Annotated in this window: 4 protein-coding genes; 3 read left to right on the forward strand and 1 reads right to left on the reverse strand. The window is 73.5% G+C overall.

Annotated elements, in window-relative coordinates:
- Window positions 1-147: 147 nt before the first annotated feature.
- A complete protein-coding gene (locus ACFV88_RS06640; RefSeq protein ID WP_385486711.1) occupies window positions 148-3702 on the forward strand; it encodes a S41 family peptidase in 3555 nt (1184 codons plus the stop codon).
- A gap of 131 nt (window positions 3703-3833) precedes the next feature.
- Window positions 3834-5372, forward strand: a complete 1539-nt coding sequence (locus ACFV88_RS06645; RefSeq protein ID WP_385486713.1) for a flavin-containing monooxygenase — start codon at window positions 3834-3836, stop codon at window positions 5370-5372.
- Here ACFV88_RS06645 and ACFV88_RS06650 read toward each other — a convergent pair.
- The gene (locus tag ACFV88_RS06650; RefSeq protein WP_385486715.1) at window positions 5360-6163 is read right to left on the reverse strand and encodes an exodeoxyribonuclease III; all 804 of its coding nucleotides are present in this window, start codon (window positions 6161-6163) and stop codon (window positions 5360-5362) included. The two genes, ACFV88_RS06645 and ACFV88_RS06650, sit on opposite strands and share 13 nt — an antisense overlap.
- 87 nt (window positions 6164-6250) lie before the next feature.
- Here ACFV88_RS06650 and ACFV88_RS06655 point away from each other — a divergent pair, with 87 nt between their 5' ends.
- Entirely contained in the window at window positions 6251-6760 is a 510-nt protein-coding gene (locus tag ACFV88_RS06655) for a GNAT family N-acetyltransferase (RefSeq protein WP_385486718.1), read from the forward strand.
- Window positions 6761-6854: the final 94 nt, after the last annotated feature.

Here is a 6854-nt window from a genome sequence, read left to right on the forward strand (position 1 = left end):
CCGTCCTCGGTGATACCCGCTGGTGGGTAACCGGAACGACGGCTGCCTGATCGGTACGAAACCGTTTCGTACGCGCCTCAGAGTACCGGACCCCACTAGCGAAACGAAACGGTTTCGTACGTGTCCTGCGCCACAGCACGGCACGGCATGCCATGGCATGCCACCGCACGGCACGGCGCACCGTGGCACGGCACGGCACCGCACCGCACCGCACCGCACCGCACCGCACCGCACCGAGTTGCCGGTGCCGTGCCCCGGGAAAACCATGGAGGGGTGACCGACCCCACAGGCCAGCCACCGCGTCCCGTCCCCTCCGCCGCGGCGACCCCCGCCCCGCCCGCCTACCTGCGCTTCCCCCACCTCCACGGCGACCTGCTCACCTTCGTCGCCGAGGACGACCTCTGGCTGTCCCCGCTGCCCCGCGACGACCGGCCCGCGGACCGGGCCTGGCGGCTCACCGTCGACCGCACCCGGGCCGGCCACCCCCGCTTCTCCCCGGACGGCACCCAGATCGCGTACACCACCTGGCGCAGCCTCGACCCGGAGGTCCACCTCGTCCCCGTCGCGGGCGGCCCCGCCCGACGCCTCACCTACTGGGGCGCGCCCGACACCCGGGTCTGCGGATGGGCACCCCCCGACGCGAACGCCGAGAACGGGACCGGGGAGTGCGACGTCCTCGCGGTGGCCTCCCACGGCCAGCCCTTCAGCTACTTCGGCTGGGCGTACCGGCTGCCCACCGACGGATCACCGGGCGGACGTCTGCCCTGGGGCCCGGTCAGCGACCTCGCGCTCGCCCCCCTCGACGGCGAACCCAAGACCCTGCTGCTCACCGGGAAGCCCCCGCACGAACCGGCGGCCTGGAAGCGGTACCGGGGCGGGGCGACCGGACGGCTGTGGCTGCACGGCGAACGCCTCCTCGAAGGGCTCGGCGGACACCTGGAGTCCCCGATGATCGTCGCCGGCCGGATCGCCTTCCTCTCCGACCACGAGGGCATCGGCAACCTCTACTCGTGCCGCCCCGACGGCACCGACCTGCGCCGCCACACCGACCACGACGCGTTCTACGCCCGCAACGCCGCCAGCGACGGCGACCGCGTCGTCTACCAGTGCGCGGGCGCCCTCTGGCTCGTCGACGACCTCTCCCCGGGTGCGACGCCCCGCCGGCTCGACGTCCGGCTCGGCGGCCCGCGGGCCGGCCGCCGCACCCACCAGGTACCGGCCGCCCGCCACGTGGACGGCCTTTCGGTGGACGAGACCGGCCGGGCCAGCGCGGTCGTGGTGCGCGGCAGCCTCTACTGGCTCACCCACCGCGACGGCCCCGCCCGCACCATCGCCGACACCCCCGGCGTCCGGGTGCGCCTACCGGTCCTGCTCGGCTCCGGCGGCGGACGCGTCGCCTACGTCACCGACGCCGGGGGCGCCGACGCCGTCGAGATCGCGTACCTGCCGCGGGCCTCGGAGGAGCGCTCCCCCCGACGACTGGCCGTCGGGGCGCTCGGCCACGTCCAGGAACTCGTACCCGACCCGGAGGGCGACCGGCTCGCGATCGCCGCACACGACGGACGGCTGCTCCTGCTCGACACCGGCGAGGACCCCGCGGAGCCGGAGGGCGGGGTGGGGTCCGGCGGCGGGGTGGAGTCCGGCGGCGGGGTGGCGGACGCAGCGGCGGCGGACCGTGGGGTGACGGAACTGATCCGCTCGCTGAACGGCCCGGTCACCGACCTCGCGTTCTCCCCGGACGGGGCCTGGCTCACCTGGTCGCACCCCGGCATCGGACGCAGCCTCAGATCGATCAAGCTGGCCCGGGTCGCGGGGCCCGGAGCGGGGTCCGTCATCGACGTCACCCAGGGCCGCTTCGAGGACGAGAACCCCGTCTTCACCAGCGACGGCCGCTATCTGGCCTTCCTGTCCTGGCGCGGGTTCGACCCGGTCTACGACGTCCACACCGGCGATCTGTCGTTCCCCCTCGGCTGCCGCCCCTACCTCGTCCCGCTGTCCTCCGCGACCCCCTCGCCCTTCGCCCTGCTGCCCGACGGACGGCCCGCGGCGGGCGGCCTGGACCCGGCCGAGGAGGGCGAACCGGTCGACGGCGGCGGCGCGGTCACCGTCGAGGCCGAAGGGCTGGAGAACCGGGTCACCCCCTTCCCCGCCCCCGCCTCCAAGTACTCCGCCCTGTGCCCGGTCGCCGGCGGCGGACTGGTCTGGCTGCGCTGGCCGATCTCCGGGGCGCTCGGCGAGACCTTCGCCAACCCAGCCGACACCTCCGGCCGCCCCACCCTCGAACACTTCGACATCACCAAGGCCAAACGGACCGAACTCGTCGCCCACCTCGACTGGTTCGCCGTCAGCGGCGACGGCACCCGACTGGTCGTCATGGACGAGGACGAACTACGCGCCCAGCCCGCCGCGGAACCCGGCGACGGCGACTCCACCGTCTGGATCGACCTGCGGCGCATCCTGCACGACGTCGACCCGCCCGCCGAATGGCGACAGGCGTACCAGGAGGCCGGACGGATCACCAGCGCCTACTACTGGGACCCGGACATGAGCGGCGTCGACTGGACGGCCGTCCTCGACCAGTACCGGCCCCTGGTCGACGCGGTCGCCACCCCCGACGAGTTCGCCGACCTGCTGCGCGAAGTCCTCGGCGAACTCGGCACCTCGCACGCCTATGTGACGCCCGCCCGACGCAACGAGGGCCCCCCGCACTACCAGCGCCCCCAAGGGCTGCTCGGCGCGGACCTGGTCCGCCGCGACGAGGGCTGGCTCGTCGAACGCATCCTGCCCGGCGACTCGTCCGACTCCAAGGCCCGCTCCCCGCTCGCCGGCACCGGACTGCGCGAGGGCGCCGTCCTCACCCATGTCGACGGACGCCCGGTGGACCCGGTCGCCGGCCCGTTCCCGCTGCTCGACGCCGCCGGCGGCACGACCGTCGAGCTGACGTTCCGACCGGCCGGCGGCGAGGGACCGGCCCGCCGGATCGCCGTGGTCCCGCTCGTCGACGACCGACCGCTGCGCTACCAGCACTGGGTGGCCAAACGGCGCGAGGTCGTCCGGCACCTGAGCGGCGGCAAGTGCGGCTACCTCCACATCCCCGACCTCGGCGGCTCCGGCTGGGCCCAGTTCAACCGCGACCTGCGGATGGAGGTGTCCCGCCCCGCGCTCATCGTGGACGTCCGGGGCAACGCGGGCGGCCACATCAGCGAACTCGTCGTCGAGAAGCTGACCCGCACCATCCTGGGCTGGGACCTCACCCGTAACGCCCAACCCGTCTCGTACGCCTCCAACGCACCCCGCGGACCCGTCGTCGCCCTCGCCGACGAAGCCACCTCCTCGGACGGCGACATGATCACCGCCGCGTTCAAACTGCTGGGCCTCGGGCCGGTGGTCGGCCAACGCACCTGGGGCGGGGTCGTCGGCATGACGGGCCGTCACCCACTGGGCGACGGCACCGTGATCACCGTCCCGATGAACGCCGCCTGGTTCGACGCGTACGGGTGGTCCGTGGAGAACCACGGCGTCGAACCCGACCTGGCGGCCCTGCGCACCCCCCTGGACTGGGCCGAAGGACGGTACGCGGTCCTCGACGACGCGGTGGCCCTCGCCCTGGACCTGCTGGCCGGGCACCCGGCCGCCGCGCCCCCCGACCTCTCGGCCGTCCCCGACCACTCCCGCCCGCCCCTACCCCCGCGACCGGCCTGAACGACGCGAACAGTGGGGGTCCGTGAGCGGAGTCACCTGGCCCGCGCACCGCCCCGCCCGCGATGATGGGAGCGCACCGTCACCGGACCGCCGCCCGCGCGGACGCGGCGCAGGTTCACGGAGGCACCAGGATGACCGAGCACCGCCCACAACCGCCCCCGCACGTCCGGGTCGCCGTGATCGGCAGCGGTTTCAGCGGACTCGGCGCGGCCGTCCGGCTGCGCCGCGAGGGCGTCACCGACTTCGTGGTCCTGGAACGCGCGGACGCCGTCGGCGGCACCTGGCGCGACAACACCTACCCCGGCAGCGCCTGCGACGTCCCCTCCCACCTGTACTCCTTCTCCTTCGCCCCGCACCCCGACTGGCCGCGCAGCTTCTCCGGCCACGAGGACATCCGCCGCTACCTGGAACACGTCACCGACGCCTTCCGGCTCCGCCCCCACCTGAGGCTGCGCCACGAGGTGACCCGCGCCCGCTGGGACGAGGACCGACTGCACTGGCGCCTGGAGACCACCGGCGGCGCCCTCACCGCGGACCTCGTCGTCTCCGCCACCGGCCCCCTGTCCGACCCGCAGGTCCCGCAGGTCCCCGGCCTCGACACCTTCCCCGGCGAGGTGTTCCACTCCGCCCGCTGGAACCACGGGCACGACCTGCGCGGCGCACGCGTCGCCGTGGTCGGCACCGGCGCCTCCGCCGTCCAGTTCGTCCCCGAGATCCAACCGCGGGTGGCCCGGCTCACCCTCTTCCAACGCACCCCGCCCTGGGTGCTGCCCCGCGCCGACCGGGAGATCGGCGAAGCCGAACGCCGACTGCACCGACGGCTGCCGTTCACCCTGCGACTGCGCCGGAGCGCACTGTGGGGGGTGCGCGAACTCCAGACGCACGCCTTCACCCGGTGGCCCAGTGAACTCGCCCTCGCCGAACGGAGCGCACGGCGCCACCTGGCCCGCGCCGTCACCGACCCCGCCCTACGGGCCCGGCTGACCCCCGACTACCGCATCGGCTGCAAACGCATCCTGCTGTCGAACGCCTACTACCCGGCGCTCGTCCGCCCCAACGTCCATGTCACCGGCGCCCTCGCCGAAGTCCGCGGCTCCACCCTGATCGCCGCCGACGGCACCGCCGCCGAAGCCGACACCCTCGTCTTCGGCACCGGCTTCCGCGTCACGGACCTCCCCATCGCCGACCGGGTCGTCGGCCTCGGCGGCCGGAGCCTCGCCCGGTCCTGGCAGGACGGCATGCGCGCCCTGCGCGGCACCACCGCCACCGGGTTCCCCAACTGGCTCACCCTCGTCGGCCCCAACACCGGCCTCGGGAACTCCTCGATGATCCTCATCATCGAGTCCCAGCTGAACTACCTCGCCGACTTCCTGCGCCGACTGCGCGCCCTCGGCGACCGGGTCGCGCTCACCCCCCGCGCGGACGCCGTCGACGCCTGGAACGCCACCCTCCAACGACGACTCGCGCGCACCGTCTGGAACACCGGCGGCTGCCGCAGCTGGTACCTCGACGCGCAGGGCCGCAACACCACCGTCTGGCCCGGCACCACCTCCGCCTTTCGCGCCGCCACCCGCCGCGTCGACCTCAGCGAGTACGAGGTGCTCCGCCCGGCCCGCACCTCCGCGACCGGCCCCGCGGGCGCACCCCGCGCCGCGGCTCAGCTCCCGTAGACGACGGTGACCGGAGCGTGGTCCGACCAGCGCAGGTCATGACTGGCGGCCCGCTCCACGGTCGCCTTGAGCGCCCGACCCGCGAGGCCGGCCGTGGCCATCTGGTAGTCGATGCGCCACCCACTGTCGTTGTCGAACGCCCGACCCCGGTAGGACCACCACGAGTACGGACCCTCCACCTCCGGGTGCAGGGCACGGACCACGTCCACGTAACCGCCGTCGGCCGGGTCCAGCACCCGGTCCAGCCACGCCCGCTCCTCGGGCAGGAAACCGGAGTTCTTGGCGTTGCTCCGCCAGTTCTTGAGGTCCGCCGCACGGTGCGCGATGTTCCAGTCCCCGCACACCAGCACCTCGCGCCCGTCGGCCGCCGCCCGCGTCCGCAGCTCCACCAGGTACGGCAGGAAGGCCGTCGTGAACCGGTCCTTCTCCGCCTGGCGCTCGGTGCCGACCTCACCGGACGGCAGATAGAGACTGGCGACGGTGACACCCGGCAGGTCGACCTCCGCGTACCGTCCGCTGTCCTCGAACTCCGCCGTCCCGAAACCGATCCGCACCGCGTCCGGCTCCCGGCGGGTGAGCAGCGACACACCCGCCCGGCCCTTGGCGGCGGCCGGCGCGTGCACCACGTGCCACCCCTCGGGCGCACGCACTCCCGCCGGCAACTGCTCCGGCTCGGCCCGGACCTCCTGGAGGCACACCACATCGGCGGCCGTCTGGGCGAGCCACTCCACGAAGCCCTTCTTCGCGGCGGCCCGCAGTCCGTTCACATTGACAGAGGTCACACTGAGCATTCCGGCAGATTACCGGCACACTGAACGGGGCCCGCGCCCACCGCCGCGCCCCCTGCCACCCGACCGCATAGAAGTACGATGATCCGCATGCATATACGTCAGGTCTCGTTCGCCCACGCCGACGCCGTGAAGCTCAACGACCGCGTCCAGCGCGAGTACGCCGAACGCTACGGCGACGAAGGCGACGTCACCCCCCTGGACCCCGCCATGTTCGAACCGCCGCACGGCCTCTACCTCATCGCGTACGACGAGAACGGCACCCCCCTCGCCACCGGCGGCTGGCGCCGCCAGGACACCAACCCCGAGGGGTACGGAGACGGCGACGCCGAGATCAAGCGCATGTACGTCACCCCCGAGGCCCGGGGCCGCGGACTCGCCCGCCGCCTCCTGGCCGCACTGGAGGCCGACGCCGGCGGGGCGGGCCGCACCCGCATGGTCCTCGAAACCGGCACCGAGCAGCCCGAGGCCATCGCCCTGTACGAGTCCAGCGGCTACGCGCCCTGCGCCAAGTTCGGCCACTACCGCCACAGCGAACTCAGCCGCTGCTACGCCAAGCCCCTGGTCCCGGAACAGGGCCGAGGCGGCGACCCCGTCTGAGAAAGTGTTGGGTAACTGATCAGTCGCATCCTGTGATGTGCTGGTGGTGATCTCCATGGTTGACGCTTGCGTGAAGATCACCGTCATGTGTGTC

The organism is Streptomyces sp. NPDC059816 (genome assembly GCF_042732055.1).
Taxonomy (GTDB): Bacteria; Actinomycetota; Actinomycetes; order Streptomycetales; family Streptomycetaceae; genus Streptomyces.

Coding starts and splice junctions, on each gene's coding strand:
- ACFV88_RS06645 (WP_385486713.1), top strand. CDS start 3,834: ATGACCGAGCACCGCCCACAACCGCCCCCGCACGTCCGGGTCGCCGTG.
- ACFV88_RS06655 (WP_385486718.1), top strand. CDS start 6,251: ATGCATATACGTCAGGTCTCGTTCGCCCACGCCGACGCCGTGAAGCTC.
- ACFV88_RS06650 (WP_385486715.1), bottom strand. CDS start 6,163: ATGCTCAGTGTGACCTCTGTCAATGTGAACGGACTGCGGGCCGCCGCG.
- ACFV88_RS06640 (WP_385486711.1), top strand. CDS start 148: ATGCCATGGCATGCCACCGCACGGCACGGCGCACCGTGGCACGGCACG.